This is a genomic window from Serratia sp. AR11 (genome assembly GCF_056376275.1).
The window spans coordinates 4,404,435-4,421,057 of the sequence record NZ_CM150739.1; the positions used below are offsets into that span (position 1 = coordinate 4,404,435).

Below are 16,623 nucleotides of genomic sequence, written 5' to 3' on the forward strand. Positions count from 1 at the left end.
GCTGCGCAACCTTTCTATGAAACTGACGGGAGAAACCAACAAAATGCGATGAGGAACGCAGAAACAACCACGGCGGATCGGCAGAAATAAAAAAGGGCGCAACCTGTGCGCCCCTGGGGATCAATCATAAGGTAAAAATCAGATGGCAACCGGTGCCTTAATGGCTGGGTGCGGATCGTAACCTTCGATTTCAAAGTCTTCGAAACGGTAATCAAACAGCGATGCCGGCTTGCGCTTGATCACCAATTTCGGCAAGGCACGCGGCTCACGCGTCAACTGCAGCTGGGTTTGTTCCATATGGTTGCTGTACAAATGAGTGTCGCCGCCGGTCCAGACGAAATCACCCACTTCCAGGTCACATTGCTGCGCCATCATATGTACCAATAGCGCGTAGCTGGCAATGTTGAACGGCAGGCCGAGGAACACATCGCAGGAACGCTGGTACAGTTGGCAAGACAATTTGCCATCCGCCACGTAGAACTGGAAGAACGCGTGGCACGGTGCCAACGCCATCTGATCCAACTCCCCCACGTTCCAGGCTGAAACAATGATACGGCGTGAATCCGGGTCCTGTTTCAGCTGGTTCAGCACGGTGGTCAATTGATCGATCTGACGACCGTCCGCCGTCCCCCAGGCACGCCACTGCTTGCCGTACACCGGGCCAAGGCTACCGTTTTCGTCGGCCCACTCGTCCCAGATGCTGACTTTGTTTTCCTTCAGGTAAGCCACGTTGGTGTCACCGTTCAGGAACCACAGCAGCTCATGGATGATTGAACGCAGGTGACACTTTTTGGTAGTAACCAGCGGAAACCCTTCCTGCAAATTGAAACGCATCTGGTGGCCGAATATCGACAAGGTGCCAGTGCCGGTACGGTCGGCTTTAGGGGTGCCCTCGGCGAGCACTTTGTTCATCAAATCCAGATACTGTTTCATTTGTTCCTCACGACAGTTGTTGCTGCGGGCGGCGACGATACGCCCAAATCATCATAATAATACCGGCCACCACCATAGGGACGGACAGGATCTGCCCCATGCTGATTACGCCGTCGAACAGGCCGAGCTGGGCATCCGGCTGGCGGAAAGCTTCGACAATAATACGGAATGCACCATAGCCAATCAGGAACAGGCCGGAGACGGCGCCCATTGGCCGCGGCTTGCGGATAAACAGGTTCAGAATGATAAACAGCACCACGCCTTCCAACAGCAGTTCATACAGCTGGGACGGGTGACGCGGCAACACGCCGTATTGGTTCAGGATAGGCAACAGTTTCGGATCGGCGGCGGCAAGCGCCACGTCTTCTGCACGCGAGCTTGGGAACAGCATCGCCCATGGGGTATCGGTAGTCACGCGGCCCCAGAGTTCACCATTGATAAAGTTGCCCAAACGGCCGGCGCCCAGGCCGAAGGGGATCAACGGGGCAATAAAATCAGAAACCTGGAAGAAGGTGCGTTTGGTGCGGCGAGCGAACCAGAACATCACCAGGATCACCCCCATCAAACCGCCGTGGAACGACATGCCGCCATCCCAGACTTTAAACAGATAGAGCGGGTTTTCCATGAACAGCGGCAGGTTGTAGAACAGCACATAACCAACGCGGCCACCGACGAACACACCGAGGAAACCGGCGTACAGCAGGTTCTCTACTTCATCCTTGGTCCAGCCGCTGCCTGGTTTGTTAGCCCGGCGTACCGCCAGCCACATGGCAAAAACAAAGCCAACCAGGTACATCAGACCGTACCAATGCAGAGAAACCGGGCCGATCGAGAAAATCACCGGATCAAATTTAGGAAACGCCAGATAGCTATTGGTCATCTATCACCACAACATGTCTATTATTCTTCCCCATCCGGGGGCGGCAGGTGCCAAACGCGGTGAAACACAGCGGGAACACTATTTTTCCGTGGCTTTCAACGCAGTTGAGGAAGCGGATAATAGCATAAGCTTAACCACCACCGGACTGGCCCGCCGGGAAAAGTTCTGTAAAAAAATCAGTCAGCCCGCGGCCTTACTTGCCGCCGCGGATCAAACCGCCCATACCACGACGTTCCATAAATGCCGCCACCTGATGGCGCACTTCGGTGGTCATTTGGGCGTTAAGCACCCGCTGGGCCAGCACTTCAGCGTCGGATAACTCAATGTGTCGCAGCAGATATTTTATCCGCGCCACGCTGCGGCCGTTCATGCTCAGGTTGCGGTAGCCCATCCCCACCAGCAGCAGCGCCCCCATTGGGTCGCCGGCCAGTTCACCGCACAGGCTGACCTGCAGCCCGACGGCCCTGGCCTGAACGGCTATCAGCTTCAGCACCTGCAACATGGAAGGATGCAGGCTGTCGTACAGTGAGGCCACCCGGGTATTGTTGCGATCCACCGCCAGCAGGTATTGGGTCAGGTCGTTGGTCCCCACCGAAATAAACTCAATACGCCCGGCCAGATGCGGGATCATGAAGATCATCGAAGGGACTTCCAGCATGATGCCCAATTTGGGTTTTGGGATTTCATACCCCAGCACCTCTTCCACTTCCCGCCCTGCCCGGTCGATCAACCTGCGTGCCTCGTCGATCTCTTCCAGGCTGGTGATCATCGGCAGCAGTATACCCAGATTGCCGGTGCCGGCATTGGCGCGCAGCATGGCTCGCACCTGGATCAGGAAGATCTCCGGTTGATCCAGGGTAATTCGGATACCACGCCAGCCCAGGCACGGGTTTTCTTCGCTGATCGGCATATAAGGCAGTTGTTTATCGGCACCGATATCCAGCGTACGTAGCGTCACTGGCTTATTCGGGTACATCTGCAACATGCCCTGATACTGGGCGACCTGCTCCTCTTCGGAAGGGAAGCCGCTCTGTAGCATAAAGGGAATTTCGGTACGGTACAGACCCACACCGTCAACCCGCCCGCCCAGCAGCTTTTCATGTTCCGGGCTGAGGCCGGCATTAAGCATCACCTGAACCCGCTCGCCGCTTTTAAGCTGGGCCGGTTGCTCAACGTCATCTTCCGCCAATCGGCTTAATTCCAGCTCTTCGCTGATCAGCCGTTGGTATTCCTGCACCAGCACCGGTTCGGGGTCGACCAAAAGTTCGCCGCGATAACCGTCAACAATCAGCAGTCGCTGGCTGAGCAGCGCAGGCTGAATATCCGCGCCCATCACCGTCGGTACGCCCATCGCCCGTACCAATATGGCTGCATGGGAGTTGGCGGCACCGTCGCGCACCACCACGCCGACCAGCCTGTCCTGCGGCATTTCAGCCAGCAGAGTCGCGGTCAGTTCATCGGCTACCAGCACAAAACGCGCCGGCCACTGGGTAGCGCCCTGGGTGGTGTCATCGAGATGGAATAGCAGACGCTGGCCGAGCGCGCGCAGATCGCTGGCACGCTCACGCATATAGGTGTCTTGCAGGCTGGCAAACTGGGCGGCAAAGACTTCGATCACCTGTTTAACCGCCCATTCCGCCACGGAACCGGCATCAATCTCGGCAAAGAGTTCGCGCTTGAGGCGAGCGTCGTTGAGCAGGTGGGAGTAAAGATCGAAGATCGCCGCGCTCTCTTTTTGCGAGCTGGCGGCAAAGCGCTTGCTGAAACGGCGGAATTCCGCGCCGGCCTCTTCCAGTGCCTGAGTCAGGCGTTCACGTTCGCTGGCGGTATCGAGCGTCGAGGCTTTGTAAACCTGGTCGAGAGACGGCTGGCTGCTGTCCTGCCAGCCTTCAGCTACCGCGACGCCCGGCGATGCCGCCAGTGCACGAATACGCGTCTGACGATATTGACCAAAAATGGCGTTAAGCTGTGACTGCGAGAGGATCCCGGCCATTTGCGTGGCCAGGGTCACCATGAAGGATTCTTCGCTTTCGTCAAACTGGCGCAGTTCACGCTGCTGCACCACCAATACCCCCAGCAACTGACGGCGATGAATGATCGGCACGCCGAGGAAGGATCGGAAACGATCCTCTTTCACCTGGGGAATGTATTTGAAGCTGGGGTGGCTCTGCGCGTCTGCCAGGTTAATCGGCTCCGCACGGCGTCCGACCAACCCGACAATACCTTCATCAAATGCCAGTGCGATAGCGCGCCCACGCGGTTTTTTTAACCCGCGTGTCGCCATCAGGTAATAGCAGCGGCGGTCGTTGTCCGCCAGGTAGATGGAACAGACTTCTGTATCCATTGCCAGACAGGTTTCATTGACCAAAAGATCCAGCGCATCTGTCAGACTGGCCGCCGCGGCCACCTTCTCAACAATTTCTCGCAAGCGCGTGAGCATAGTCGGCTTAACTTAACCTCTCTTCCGGCGATAGGCGGGGGTCTGCCGCTGTGCTGCCTGCTCCTGCATCGGCATCACGGTGACGGCGAATTCTTTCATCACCCGGCGGTAAACGTCGCGTTTGAACGACACCACCTGGCGCACCGGATACCAAAAACTTACCCAGCGCCAGCCGTCAAACTCCGGCGTGCTGCTGCGTTGCATATTGATATCAGCGTCATTGCACATTAACTGCAACAGAAACCATTTCTGCTTTTGGCCGATACAAACCGGCTTTGTGTCCCAACGCACCAAACGTTTTGGCAATTTATAGCGCAACCAGTTGCGGGTTGAGGCCAGGATACGGACATCCTTTTTACTCAGCCCCACTTCTTCGAACAGCTCACGGTACATGGCCTGTTCTGCGGTTTCACCAGGGTTAATCCCACCTTGGGGAAACTGCCAGGAGTGTTGACCGTAACGGCGAGCCCACAGGACTTGCCCCTGACGATTACAGATTACGATACCAACATTCGGGCGGTAGCCATCATCATCGATCACCGGACTACCTCGATAAGCTTAAATTCGCATAGATACCCTGATTGTTTCACACAAGCTACAGGCGGTAAACCACTGCTTTGCGGCGCTGCAAACCGGATAACATTGGGATAACTCACAGATAATGGCAAAGTTATAAACATGCGGAACGATTTACACCGGGTTTTATTCACTTTTTCTGTGGATAGGTATGTGAAGAACTCAAGGGATAAGCCGGTAAAACTCTGGTGAGCCTAAAAACCCCGGAAATACAAAAATCACATTAACCCTTTAAAAACATATTGATATGTAATTATCAACAGCCCTGTACAGAGCAAAAATGTGATCTATGTCCGTTTAGGATCTTACCCTGGCGAAAGATCCACCAACGTCGTTTTTATCCACAGATTATCCGTATGAGTTACGCACAAATCGGACAATTTCGCAAAAAAGTGCCTGCGTCAAGGCTGTAAATCGAACCAGTGATCGGTAAAAATTTGGGTTATCCCATAAATCTGTGGATAAATAGGTGTAAGATCCTGTTTATTGTCGGTGGCTACAGGTGCACAAGCGTCAGCCGGAATTTTTCCTCTGTCGGGTGAGAGAGAAAAAGTCATGGAAAATCATGCTACTATTATTCTTTTCCCCAGTCCTTTCCGGTCAAAGTTCTCTGTGGACAAATACAGTACGTTTTTCAACCAAATCTAACAGGCTTGTATTATGGCGTTTTTATCTCCTTTGCCCCCTCCTCCAGAAAACGAACAACAGCTGTTTGAAAGGGCGCAGCAGCTTGCCGGCTGTTCCCTGGGCGAACTGGCCGAAGGTGCGCGGTTGGCTATCCCCAGGGATCTTAAGCGTGATAAAGGCTGGGTTGGCATGCTGCTGGAGCAATATCTTGGTGCCATGGCGGGCAGCAAGCCGGAGCAGGATTTCCCCGAACTGGGCATCGAGCTGAAAACCATCCCGATAGACGCCGCCGGCAAACCGCTGGAAACCACCTTCGTCTGCGTAGCCCCCTTAACCGGCAACAGCGGCGTCACCTGGGCCAGCAGCCATGTACGTCATAAGCTGGCGCGGGTGCTGTGGATCCCGGTAGAAGGTGAGCGACAAATCCCGCTGGCGCAGCGACGTATCGGTTCACCGCTGTTGTGGAGCCCAAACGCCGAAGAAGAAGAGATGCTGCGCCGCGACTGGGAGGAACTGATGGATTTGATCGTGCTCGGCCACGTAGAGCGGATCACCGCCCGCCACGGTGAGGTGCTGCAACTGCGTCCCAAAGCGGCCAACAGTAAGGCCCTGACCGAAGCTATCGGCGAACAGGGGCAGCCGATCCTCACATTGCCACGCGGTTTTTACCTGAAAAAAAGCTTCACCGGTGCATTATTGGCAAGACATTTCTTTGTCTGATCCCTTTTGTTTAGGTCGCGTTTAGGTAACAGTGTCGCTGTATCAATAAACGCGTATAATTCAGCCTTTGTTTTTTATTAAGGTGTGGCTCGACAATGTTTGAGTGGATTATGGATCCCAATGCCTGGTTAGCGTTAGGTACGCTGACCATTCTTGAGATCATTCTGGGTATTGATAACATTATTTTCCTTTCGCTGGTGGTGTCCAAGCTGCCGAAAGCGCAGCAGAACAAGGCTCGCCGCATCGGGCTGGCCGGCGCAATGTTAATGCGTCTGGGGCTGTTGGCCTCCATCGCCTGGGTGATCCGTCTGACCCATCCGCTGTTTAGCGTCATGGACCACAGCATCTCGGCACGCGATCTGATCCTGCTGCTGGGTGGGCTGTTCCTGATTTGGAAAGCCAGTAAAGAGATCCATGAAACCATCGAAGGCTCTGATGAAGAGCACCACACCAAGGTGCACGGCTTCTTCGGCGCTATCGTGCAGATTATGCTGCTGGACATCATTTTCAGCCTGGACTCGGTGATTACCGCGGTAGGCCTGTCCGACCATCTGTTTATTATGATGGCCGCAGTGGTGATTGCCGTTGGCGTCATGATGTTTGCCGCCCGACCTATTGGTGAGTTCGTTAACCGCCACCCTTCGGTGAAGATGCTGGCGTTGGCGTTCCTGATCCTGGTGGGCTTCACCCTGATGCTGGAAAGCTTCCAGGTACATGTGCCGAAAGGCTACATCTACTTTGCGATGTTCTTCTCAATGTCGGTCGAAGCGCTCAACCTGATGCGCAGCAAGAAAAAAACCGTCTCTGAGTAATTCTCCACGGGAGTGCGCGTCAGCCACTCCCGTTATTATTTTCTGCTGCCCTGTTTCAGCGTCACTTTCCCTATCAAGATAAAGACTTATCCGAAACACGGCGCATCCAGATTTTGCTAATCTTAAAAGAAGCTTCTTTTTTGCATATATAACTGAGGATCCGCAGGATGAAAAAGTGGGTAATGGCAGTATCTGCGTTGGTGATCGCCGCCGGGTTGGCGGGATGTTCCAGCGATTACGTGATGGCGACCAAAGACGGCAATATGATCCTGACCGAGGGCAAACCGGAGATTGACCAAGATACCGGCCTGATCAGCTATAAAGATGAAAAAGGCAACAGCCGCCAAATCAACGGCGATCAGGTTTCACAGGTTATCGAACGTTAAATTCCCCGTCGGCTATCGCTCTCGTAGTGCGCGATAGCCCTCCCCGCACTGAATCCGCTTCCCCCATCTTCTCGGCTTGGTTATAGTCGGCAAAGGCAGTACACCGCCTTGCAGGTTGTTTGCCACAGCCTGCCCTTTGGCTCCTGTTTCACCGGGCGGTTTAGCCCGTAAGCGCTAACATGAAAGGAAGGCCGTTAATGCAATACCACCGTATTCCCCACAGTTCTTTAGAAGTGAGCGTGCTGGGACTGGGCACCATGACCTTTGGCGAACAGAACAGTGAAGCCGATGCCCATGCGCAACTCGACTATGCATTAGCCGCTGGCGTCAACCTGATCGACACCGCAGAGATGTACCCGGTACCGCCCCGCCCTGAAACCCAGGGGCTGACCGAGCAATACATCGGCAGTTGGATCAAGGCACGCGGCAACCGTGAAAAGATAGTGCTGGCCAGCAAGATTGCCGGGCCGGTGCGCGGTACCGACAGCAGCATCCGCCCGCAGCAGGCGCTGGATCGCAAAAATATTCGTGTCGCGCTGGACGCCAGCCTGAAACGACTCAACACCGATTATCTCGATCTCTACCAATTGCACTGGCCGCAGCGCCCGACCAACTACTTCGGCAAGCTCAATTATCAATACACCGACGATAAGGCCACCGTCACCCTGCTGGAAACGCTGGAAGCGCTGGCCGAACAGGTACGCGCCGGTAAAATCCGCTATATCGGGGTGTCTAACGAAACGCCATGGGGCGTAATGCGTTACCTGCAACTGGCTGAAAAACATGAGTTGCCGCGTATCGTTTCGATTCAAAACCCCTATAGCCTGCTGAACCGCAGTTTTGAGATTGCCCTGGCGGAGATCAGCCAGCACGAAGGGGTCGAACTATTGGCCTATTCCAGCCTGGCGTTCGGCACCCTGAGCGGCAAGTATCTCAACGGTGCCAAGCCTGCCGGTGCACGCAACACGCTATTCACTCGCTTTAACCGCTACTCTGCGCCACAAACGCAGTTGGCGATTGCCGAGTATGTCGCGTTAGCCAAAAAGCACGGGTTGGATCCGTCGCAGATGGCACTGGCGTTTGTGCGCCAGCAGCCGTTCGTTGCCAGCACCCTGCTGGGTGCAACCACGCTGGAACAGCTGAAAACCAACATCGACAGTTTCGACGTGGTATTGAATGAAGACGTACTGCAGGGGCTGGAAGAGATCCACACCCGCTTTACTATTCCGGCACCATAAAACACGTCCTGCGCCATAAATAAGATGGGGCGCCTAATCCGCGCCCCTTCTGCTATTTTGCCCGCCGCTGCGACAGCCACAGTGCGCTAATCGCCAATGCAAACACCACGCCAAAGCCAATTCCCACGCCGACCACCGGCACACTGACTTTAACGGCCAGCGAATACAACCCCAGCATCAGCAGCATGGCGGTGTTCTCCCCCAGGTTCTGTACCGCGATCGCATTGCCTGCCCCCACCGAATTTTTGCCCCGTTCCTGCAACAGCGCATTCAACGGCACCACAAAAAAACCGCCCAATACGCCGATAATCAACAGCAGTGCATAAGCGTTAAACAGGGTGGTTTGCAGGGCGAATATTGCCACCGCCACGCCGATCAGGATCCCGGCTGGCATACAGCGCTTCACCGTCTCCAGCGTGACGAAACGCGCGGCTGCCCCGGCGCCTATCACTATCCCGACCGCTACCATCGCATTGAGCAACGTCGGCGTAGCGTTGTCGGCGATACCGAGAGCCACCGGCACCCAAAGCACCAACAGGAAGCGCAGCGTGACCCCGGCCCCCCAAAACAGACTGGTACCGATCAAAGAGAAACGCGTCTGACCGTCGCGCCACAGCACCACACAGGCGTTGAAGAAAGCCTGCGTCATGGCACGCGGCGTCCAGGAAACGGCAGGATGTGCCGCCGGCAAACGTGGAATGTACAGATTGGCGATCACCGCCGCCGCGTAGACCACCGCACACACCGCCAGCGCCGCCACAATGTGCCAGTCGGCCAATATGCCACCGGCCACCGAACCTATCAGGATCGCGGCGATGGTAGAAGCCTCCATCAGGCCGTTGGCTTTGACCAGCTTTTCGCCGCTGGTGATCTCTCCCAGAATGCCGTATTTGGCGGGTGAATAGGCGGCTGCCCCTACGCCGACCAGGGTATAGCCGAGGAACGGATTAAACCCGAAACAGATCACCAATGCGCCGGCCAGTTTCAGGCCGTTGGCCACCATCATCACCCGCCCCTTGGCGAAGCTGTCGGCGACCTGCCCGACAAATGGCGCGAGGATGATGTAGGTGGCGACAAACGCCATCTGCAAAATCGGTTGGCTCCAGTCGGGATAGAGCTGTTGCTTGATCAATGCCAGGGTAGCGAACAGCAATGCATTGTCACCGAATGCGGACAGAAACTGGGCGCAAATTACGGCGATCATACTGCGAGAAAGCAAAGGTGAATCAGTAGGTAACGTCGGGTTCATCAGGCAATCTCCGGCTGTTCAGCCATGTTACGCAGGGTCACAAAGTCCGGTTTACCGCTGCCAAGCACCGGTAAGGTTTTCAAAATACGGATATCACGCGGCACCGTCAGCTCAGGGCTGCCCAATTCACGTGCCACCTTCAACAAGGCCTCACGGGTGATGCCGGCGTCGGTGGTAAACAGCACCAGCGCCTCGCCCTTGCTGCTGTCGCTTTTAACCGTGGCGGCATGCTGGGCTTCCGGCGCGACGCGCTGTGCCAGCAGTTCAACGCTTTCCAACGAAACCATTTCCCCTGCCAGCTTGGCAAAGCGCTTCACCCGGCCGCGGATCACGCAGTAACCCTGCTCGTCCAATGTGACAATATCGCCGGTATCGTACCAACCCGGCTGCAGGTTGCCATGCTCATCCTCGGCCGCCGGGGGTTCCAGTTCGCCCGGACGCTCGACCCGCAGGTAACCTTTCATGATATTAGGCCCCTTCAACTGTAGGCGCCCACCGTTATCGATGCCCGGCACCTTCATCAGCCGCGCTTCCATGTTCGGCATAATACGGCCGACGGTACCGACCTTGGCCGCCAGCGGCACGTTGATCGACACCACCGGTGCGCATTCAGTCACGCCATAACCTTCCAGAATACGGATGCCGTATTTGTCCTGATAAATCTGTTTGGTGCTGTCCGCCAGCTTTTCCGCCCCGGCAACCACATAGCGCAAACGGGCAAAATCATACGGGTGAGCAAAACGCGCATAGTTATTAAGGAAGGTCGCTGTGCCGAACAACACGGTGCAGTTACGGTCGTAAACCAGTTCCGGAACCACACGGTAATGCAGCGGGCTGGGGTAAAGGAAGATGCGGCTGCCGGTCATCAGCGGCGTCAGCAGCCCGACCGTCAGGCCGAACGAGTGGAACAACGGCAGCGATGACATAAAGCGGTCACGCGGGGTGAAATCGGCGATGGTACGGATCTGTTCAACGTTGGCCAACAGGCTGGCATGGGAATGCACCACGCCTTTCGGATTGCCCTCCGAACCCGAGGTGAACAGGATCAGTGCCGCATCGTCAGGCTGCTGCGGCAGCATGGCCCGCGCCGGTTGTAACAGATGGCGCAGGATCCACAGCTTGTCCGCCAGGGTCACCGTATCTTTCAGGTCTTCCAGGTACACCCAGTTGGCCTCCGGCACCTGCTGCGGCAAATGGGTCAGCTTGCCCTTTTCGAGAAACTGACGTGACGTGACGATAGTTTTGAGGCTGGCGGCGGTCATGGCGCTTTTCAGGCCCTTGGAACCGGCGGTGTAGTTGAGCATCGCCGGAATGCGGTTGCGCAGTGAAGCGCCAAAAATCGCCGCTACGGTGATGGTCGCGTTCGGCAATAACATACCGACATGTTCGCCCTCGGCGGTAAAACGTTGCAGGATACGGCTGACGCCCAGCGCTTTCTTGGTCAGCGTGCGGTAACTGTCCTCCTTGAAGTTAATATCCTCGATACACGGCTTGCTGCGGCCATAACGGTGCTGCGCCGCCAGCAGAGCCTGAAACAGGGTCTGCGGCTCACGGGTATCCATCCGCGCCTGCATCATGATCTGGTGCAGCCGATCCCCGGCCAATGCTCGGCGATCGCGGGCGCGCGGCGCTACCGGCATCGGCAGCGAGGTCGGCGGTAAAATACGGATGCTGATCTGCGGGAACCAGCGGATCTTGAACACTCCGGCCATGCGGCCAAAGGGGCTGAACTCGGCGCCATCGAGCCGTATCGGCACCAGGGTCGCCCCCGATTTGGCGGCGATAAACGCGGCACCGTCATAAACCTTCATCAGCGAACCGGTAACGGTTATGCGCCCTTCGGGAAACACCACTACCGGCCTGCCCTGTTCCACCGTGCGCACCAGCTGTTTAATGGCCATGGGTTTGGTAGGGTCGAGCGAGACAAAGTCGATATAGGGCCGCAGCCAGCGCATAAACCAACGATCGCCAATACTGGCATAGACGGCAAACACCGGTTTGATCGGCAAAAACAACGCCAGCAAAATACCGTCAAGGAAGGAGACATGATTGGGCGTAATCAGCAGTTTTTGCTGGTCGAAATGCCGGACGTCGCCCTCGACACGTACCCGGTACAGCAGGCGGAACAGCACCCGCAGTATAGAAAAGATCATGCCCTTCTCCCCTTGGCCAAGATGAGCGTAAATGGTTGTAGGGAAAAGAATACTATATGGCAGGCAAAAAAAAACCTACGCATCCGCGTAGGTTGGTGCAATTGAAAATGGCTTCAACATACAGAGTATGCTGATTTCTCACCAATCAATACCTCTGGGATCACCTACTCTAGAGAGGTAGCGATCAAGAAACTACCGACCAATCGCAAGAGTTTTGCTCTAAATGCAACCAGCTGTAAATTTCCCGCAATTTACGGAAATAACTCAATGAAACTTAAACAGTCCTGGAACAGAAAAAAACAAAATCGAATTTTGTGCAGGCGGGATGGCAGGGCATCAGACAAAAAAAAACCTACGCATCTGCGTAGGTTGGTGCAAATTAATATGGGTTCAACAACAAGTTGCTGAGATTCACCAATCAATACCTCTGGGACGTTCAATTTACCCCGTGCCGGCAAAAACCAGCCAGCAGGCAATCGCAACATTGGGGCGCAAAGTGTAACCAGGGGTGTAATTGTTTATCGAACGCTCACCTCGACCAGGCAGCTCATGGCGTTCGGCCCCTGGGTCAGCGGCGAGGTGCCGATATCCAGCGTTAATACGTTCGGATTGCCGGACTGTTCCACCTGCAGCCGCTGGCTGCCGAAGCCCGGATCAAACCAGGCACCGGTGGCCATCAGCACCACGCCCGGTGTAACGCCGTCGGTAATAGCGACGCCCGCCAGACAACTGCCGCGCGCATTGCTGACCAACACCTCAACGCCATCGACAATACCGCGTTTTATCGCATCCTGCGGGTGCATATACAGCGTTTCGCGCCCGGCGGTTTTATTGCCCTGCGCCAGGGGGGCCGGGTCCATCTGGCTGTGTAAACGATCGCTCGGCTGGATGGAAATCAGGTGCAGCGGCCACTCTTTGGCCTGTGGCGCCCCCAGCCATTCGACCGGCGGCTGCCACTGCGGATGCGGTGCAAAATCAGCATAACCGTAGCCGGCAATTTTCTCGCTGAACAACTCAATCTTGCCGCTCGGGGTTTGCAGCGGGTTGGCCTGTGGGTCGGCGCGGAAGTCGTCAAAGAACACGAATTCTTTCGCCGGTGCCGGCAGCTCGACATAGCCTTTACGCCAAAAATCCTCGAACTCGGGCCATTCCACACCGGTACCGGCCTGCGCCTGTCCGCACTGCTGATAGATAGATTCGATCCAGGCTCGTTCATCGCGATTTTCGGTGAATTGTTCGCGGTAACCCAGTCGCTCCGCCAGATCGGCAAAAATATCAAAGTCGTTACGCGCCTGATGCTGCGGCGCAATGGCCTGATGCATCGCCAACACGTAGCGATCGCGCGATGAACCGCCGATATCGTTACGTTCCAGCGAGGTGGTTACCGGCAGCACGATATCCGCCATTTTGGCGGCCGGAGTCCACCAGATATCCTGCACAATCACCGTATCCGGCTTCTGCCAGCCTTCCACCAGCCGGTTTAACTGTTGGTGATGATGGAACGGGTTACCCCCGGCCCAGTGCACCAAATGGATATCCGGGTAATGCAGCGTCTCACCGCGGAACTGGTAGGGTTCGCCCGGTTGCAGCAACATGTCGCAAATGCGTGCCACCGGGATCGCCAACCCGCAAGGGTTAGGCCCCACCGGCATCATTGGCCCCGGCGTATCCACGCGCGGGTTGCCAACGCCGTTCATTGAACCGTGGCCAAACGAGAAGCCGCCGCCCGGTAGCCCAACCTGGCCGAGCATCGCCGACAGGGCAATCATCATCCAATAGGGCTGTTCGCCACGATGAGCGCGCTGAACGGAATAGGAGCAGGTAAGAAAGCTTCGCACGCCAATCAGTTGCTGTGCGAGCAAGCCAATGCGCGCCGCCGGAATACCGGTGATCGCACTGGCCCATTCTGGGGTTTTCGCCACGCCGTCATCGGTGCCGCGCAGATAACTCGCCAGTTGGTCATAACCGGCACAGTGGCTATAGAGGAATGCTTCGTCCTGCGCGCCCCGACGCTGAATTTCATACGCCAGTGCCAGCATTAACGCCACATCGGTATTCGGGCGGATTGGGATCCATTCGGCATTCACAAATGCCGGGCAGTCATCACGCATCGGGCTGATGTTGATAACCGGGGTGCCTTTCTGCACCAGTTTTTGCAACCATGGTTTGAGCGAGTGTTCCGCCGCGCCACCGGACGATACCTGGGCATTTTTCAGTGCCAACCCACCGAAAGCCACAAACAGCTCACAGTGCTCAACCACGCTCGGCCAACTGGTGACGCGCCCGGTCAATGGGGTGAAGGTACCAATCACATACGGCAGGAAAAACTGCGCAGCGCCCCAACTGTAGTTGCCTAACTGATCAACACCGCCGCCACCGCCGAAATAAAAGCGCCGCACCAGCGAACGCGCATGATGCAAACGCCCGGCGGATGACCAACCATAGGAGCCGGTAAACAGGCCCGAGGGGCCGTAGCGATCGCGCACGCGGCGGTTTTCTTCCGCCACCAGATCGAGCGCCAGATCCCAGTCCACTTCGACAAAATCCTCACGGCCGCGCAGCGTGCGATCGCTGCCTTCACGCTTTTGCAGCCAGGAGCGGCGCACCGCCGGCTTGCGGATGCGTTTGTCGGAATAGGCCATCGGCGCGATGGAGTCGAGCATCGGGGAAGGATCCGGATCGCCTGCAAACGGCTCACAGCGGATAAGCCTGCCGTCTTCAACCACGGCGGTATACGCCCCCCAGTGAGCGAGTTGCGGGTAACGTTTAATCGACATGCGGTTCTCAAACAAAATGGGATACACAAAAGTAACATTAGCTGCCGTGCGCCGCCAAAGCACAAATGGCTCTATTACTGAGCTGCGCAGGTCTAAGCACAGAATAAATCGCCCATATCTGCAACAGCCGCCACAAGTTGCGATCGCCAGCGCTTGCAGCCCCGGGTTTTTTCCGCAAGACTGAGGAATGTAAGCGATTACCCAGGATGTATGACAGATATGGCTACCATAAAGGATGTTGCCAGGCTGGCGGGTGTTTCCGTGGCCACGGTATCCCGCGTAATAAACCATTCCCCGAAGGCCAGCGAAAGCTCACGCACCGCCGTGCTGGCCGCGATGGAACAACTGCAGTACCACCCAAACGCCAACGCCCGCGCGCTGGCGCAGCAATCGACCGAAACGCTGGGGCTGATCGTCTCCGACGTGTCCGATCCCTTTTTTGGCGCTATGGTCAAAGCGGTCGAACAGGTGGCCTACGCTACCCACAACTTCTTGCTGATTGGCAACGGTTACCATGAGGCAGAAAAAGAGCGTCAGGCGATTGAACAACTGGTACGGCACCGCTGTGCAGCACTGGTGGTGCATGCCAAAAAGCTGACCGATCCTGAGTTAAGCGGCTGGATGCAGCAGATCCCGGGGATGGTGCTGATTAACCGCACGCTGCCGGGCTTTGAATCGCGCTGTGTGGCGCTGGACGACCGCTATGGTGCCTGGCTGGCGACTCGCCATCTGATTCAACAGGGGCATCAGCGTATTGCCATCGTCTGCTCCACCCACCAAATTTCCGACGCCGCGGACCGTCTGCAGGGTTATCTCGATGCATTGCAGGAGCATGGCATTGCGGTAGATGAAAGGCTGATTGCCTACGGAGAGCCGGACGAAATCGGCGGTGAACAAGCGATGACTGAGTTGCTCGGGCGCGGTAAAAACTTCACCGCAGTGACCTGTTATAACGATTCGATGGCCGCAGGCGCGCTCTCGGTGCTGAGCGACAACAGCGTGGATGTGCCGGGCCAAATGTCGTTGATTGGCTTTGATGACGTGTTGATTTCACGCTATCTGCGCCCCCGCCTGACCACCATCCGCTATCCGGTGGTGGCCATGGCGACCCAGGCGGCCGAACTGGCACTGGCGCTGGCCAATAACCAGCCGCTGCCGGAGATCACCAATATGTTCAGCCCGACGCTGGTGCGCCGCCACTCGGTGGCCAGCATCAATAACGTTTACGAGCAGAACTAGTCCAGCTCGCGGTGATAGAGCCGCACCGGGCGGTCAGGGTAGTCCAGCGCGTCGCCGATATAGTGCCAGCCGTGACGTTCGTAATAGCCGCTGAAGTCACTGTAGAGATACAGCTCGTTAAAGCCGGCCTGGCGGCTGTAGTCCTGTACATGCTGCTGTAGCCGCAAGCCCAGGCCGCTGCCGCGCTGGCTTTCATCGACATACAGCGCCGCCAGCCAGGGCGTCAGATCCTGGCGGCTGATTAAATCACAGCGCCACAGACCGACGGTGCCAACCAGTTCGTCCCCGTGCAAGGCAATAAAAGTGATGGGCAAGTCTGCCCCACGCAGACCACTGTCCACCACGCTGGCGAAAAATGCCCTGCTGTTTTCACTGCCGAATGACTGCCATAGCCAGTTGATCACCTGCTGCCGGTGCTGCGGATAATCTGCCAGAAGCACAATATTAGTCATCCAGCCTTCCCCTTATTCTCATTGCCAGAGAACAGTCTACGAGCGTTTCACCACAACGCAATCACTGCGATAAAAAGCCGCGCAGCCAAGGGCTAACCCTATGCTAGACTGAGCATTATTTGCCACAGCGGATGTTGAAAG

At 56.3% G+C, this 16,623-nt stretch carries 13 protein-coding genes; 5 read left to right on the forward strand and 8 right to left on the reverse strand.

Translation table 11 applies throughout. The features are described from left to right. Positions 1-138: 138 nt before the first annotated feature. The 4 genes from thyA to rppH form a co-directional block, all read right to left on the reverse strand. Positions 139-933, reverse strand: a complete 795-nt coding sequence (gene thyA / locus ACSOSI_RS20795) for a thymidylate synthase (protein ID WP_017893814.1) — start codon at positions 931-933, stop codon at positions 139-141. A 7-nt stretch (positions 934-940) separates the two neighbouring features. Further along, entirely contained in the window at positions 941-1,813 is an 873-nt protein-coding gene (gene lgt / locus ACSOSI_RS20800) for a prolipoprotein diacylglyceryl transferase (protein WP_012146525.1), read from the reverse strand. A gap of 193 nt (positions 1,814-2,006) precedes the next feature. Further along, on the reverse strand, positions 2,007-4,253 hold the full coding sequence (ptsP, locus tag ACSOSI_RS20805; RefSeq protein WP_012146526.1) for a phosphoenolpyruvate--protein phosphotransferase: 2,247 nt from the start codon (positions 4,251-4,253) through the stop codon (positions 2,007-2,009). Positions 4,254-4,265: 12 nt separating this feature from the next. Beyond that, positions 4,266-4,793, reverse strand: a complete 528-nt coding sequence (rppH, locus tag ACSOSI_RS20810; protein WP_012146527.1) for an RNA pyrophosphohydrolase — start codon at positions 4,791-4,793, stop codon at positions 4,266-4,268. Between the two features lie 696 nt (positions 4,794-5,489). Here rppH and mutH point away from each other — a divergent pair. The 4 genes from mutH (at position 5,490) to ACSOSI_RS20830 (ending at position 8,612) form a co-directional block, all read left to right on the forward strand. Next, on the forward strand, positions 5,490-6,176 hold the full coding sequence (gene mutH, locus ACSOSI_RS20815) for a DNA mismatch repair endonuclease MutH (protein WP_012146528.1): 687 nt from the start codon (positions 5,490-5,492) through the stop codon (positions 6,174-6,176). A 95-nt stretch (positions 6,177-6,271) separates the two neighbouring features. Continuing rightward, on the forward strand, positions 6,272-6,988 hold the full coding sequence (locus ACSOSI_RS20820; RefSeq protein WP_012146529.1) for a TerC family protein: 717 nt from the start codon (positions 6,272-6,274) through the stop codon (positions 6,986-6,988). A 167-nt stretch (positions 6,989-7,155) separates the two neighbouring features. Further along, positions 7,156-7,374, forward strand: a complete 219-nt coding sequence (locus tag ACSOSI_RS20825; RefSeq protein WP_012146530.1) for a YgdI/YgdR family lipoprotein — start codon at positions 7,156-7,158, stop codon at positions 7,372-7,374. A gap of 197 nt (positions 7,375-7,571) precedes the next feature. Next, entirely contained in the window at positions 7,572-8,612 is a 1,041-nt protein-coding gene (locus ACSOSI_RS20830; protein WP_259191556.1) for an NADP(H)-dependent aldo-keto reductase, read from the forward strand. A 52-nt stretch (positions 8,613-8,664) separates the two neighbouring features. Here ACSOSI_RS20830 and lplT read toward each other — a convergent pair whose 3' ends face one another. From lplT to ACSOSI_RS20845, 3 genes are all read right to left on the reverse strand, one after another. Beyond that, positions 8,665-9,861 carry a lysophospholipid transporter LplT gene (lplT, locus tag ACSOSI_RS20835; RefSeq protein ID WP_218217301.1) on the reverse strand — a complete coding sequence of 399 codons (1,197 nt, stop codon included), beginning with the start codon at positions 9,859-9,861 and terminating at the stop codon, positions 8,665-8,667. Next, on the reverse strand, positions 9,861-12,014 hold the full coding sequence (gene aas / locus ACSOSI_RS20840) for a bifunctional acyl-ACP--phospholipid O-acyltransferase/long-chain-fatty-acid--ACP ligase (protein WP_261409283.1): 2,154 nt from the start codon (positions 12,012-12,014) through the stop codon (positions 9,861-9,863). Before aas ends, lplT begins: the two co-directional genes overlap by 1 nt. Positions 12,015-12,532: 518 nt before the next feature. Continuing rightward, complete coding sequence (locus tag ACSOSI_RS20845) at positions 12,533-14,791, reverse strand: molybdopterin guanine dinucleotide-containing S/N-oxide reductase (protein WP_012146534.1); 2,259 nt, start codon at positions 14,789-14,791, stop codon at positions 12,533-12,535. A gap of 219 nt (positions 14,792-15,010) precedes the next feature. On the opposite strand from ACSOSI_RS20845, the gene galR reads away from it, so the two are divergent. Continuing rightward, positions 15,011-16,030 carry an HTH-type transcriptional regulator GalR gene (gene galR, locus ACSOSI_RS20850; protein WP_012146535.1) on the forward strand — a complete coding sequence of 340 codons (1,020 nt, stop codon included), beginning with the start codon at positions 15,011-15,013 and terminating at the stop codon, positions 16,028-16,030. Here the strand turns inward: galR and ACSOSI_RS20855 are convergent. Further along, the gene (locus tag ACSOSI_RS20855; RefSeq protein WP_476706071.1) at positions 16,027-16,482 is read right to left on the reverse strand and encodes a GNAT family N-acetyltransferase; all 456 of its coding nucleotides are present in this window, start codon (positions 16,480-16,482) and stop codon (positions 16,027-16,029) included. The genes galR and ACSOSI_RS20855 overlap by 4 nt on opposite strands. Positions 16,483-16,623 lie beyond the last annotated feature (141 nt).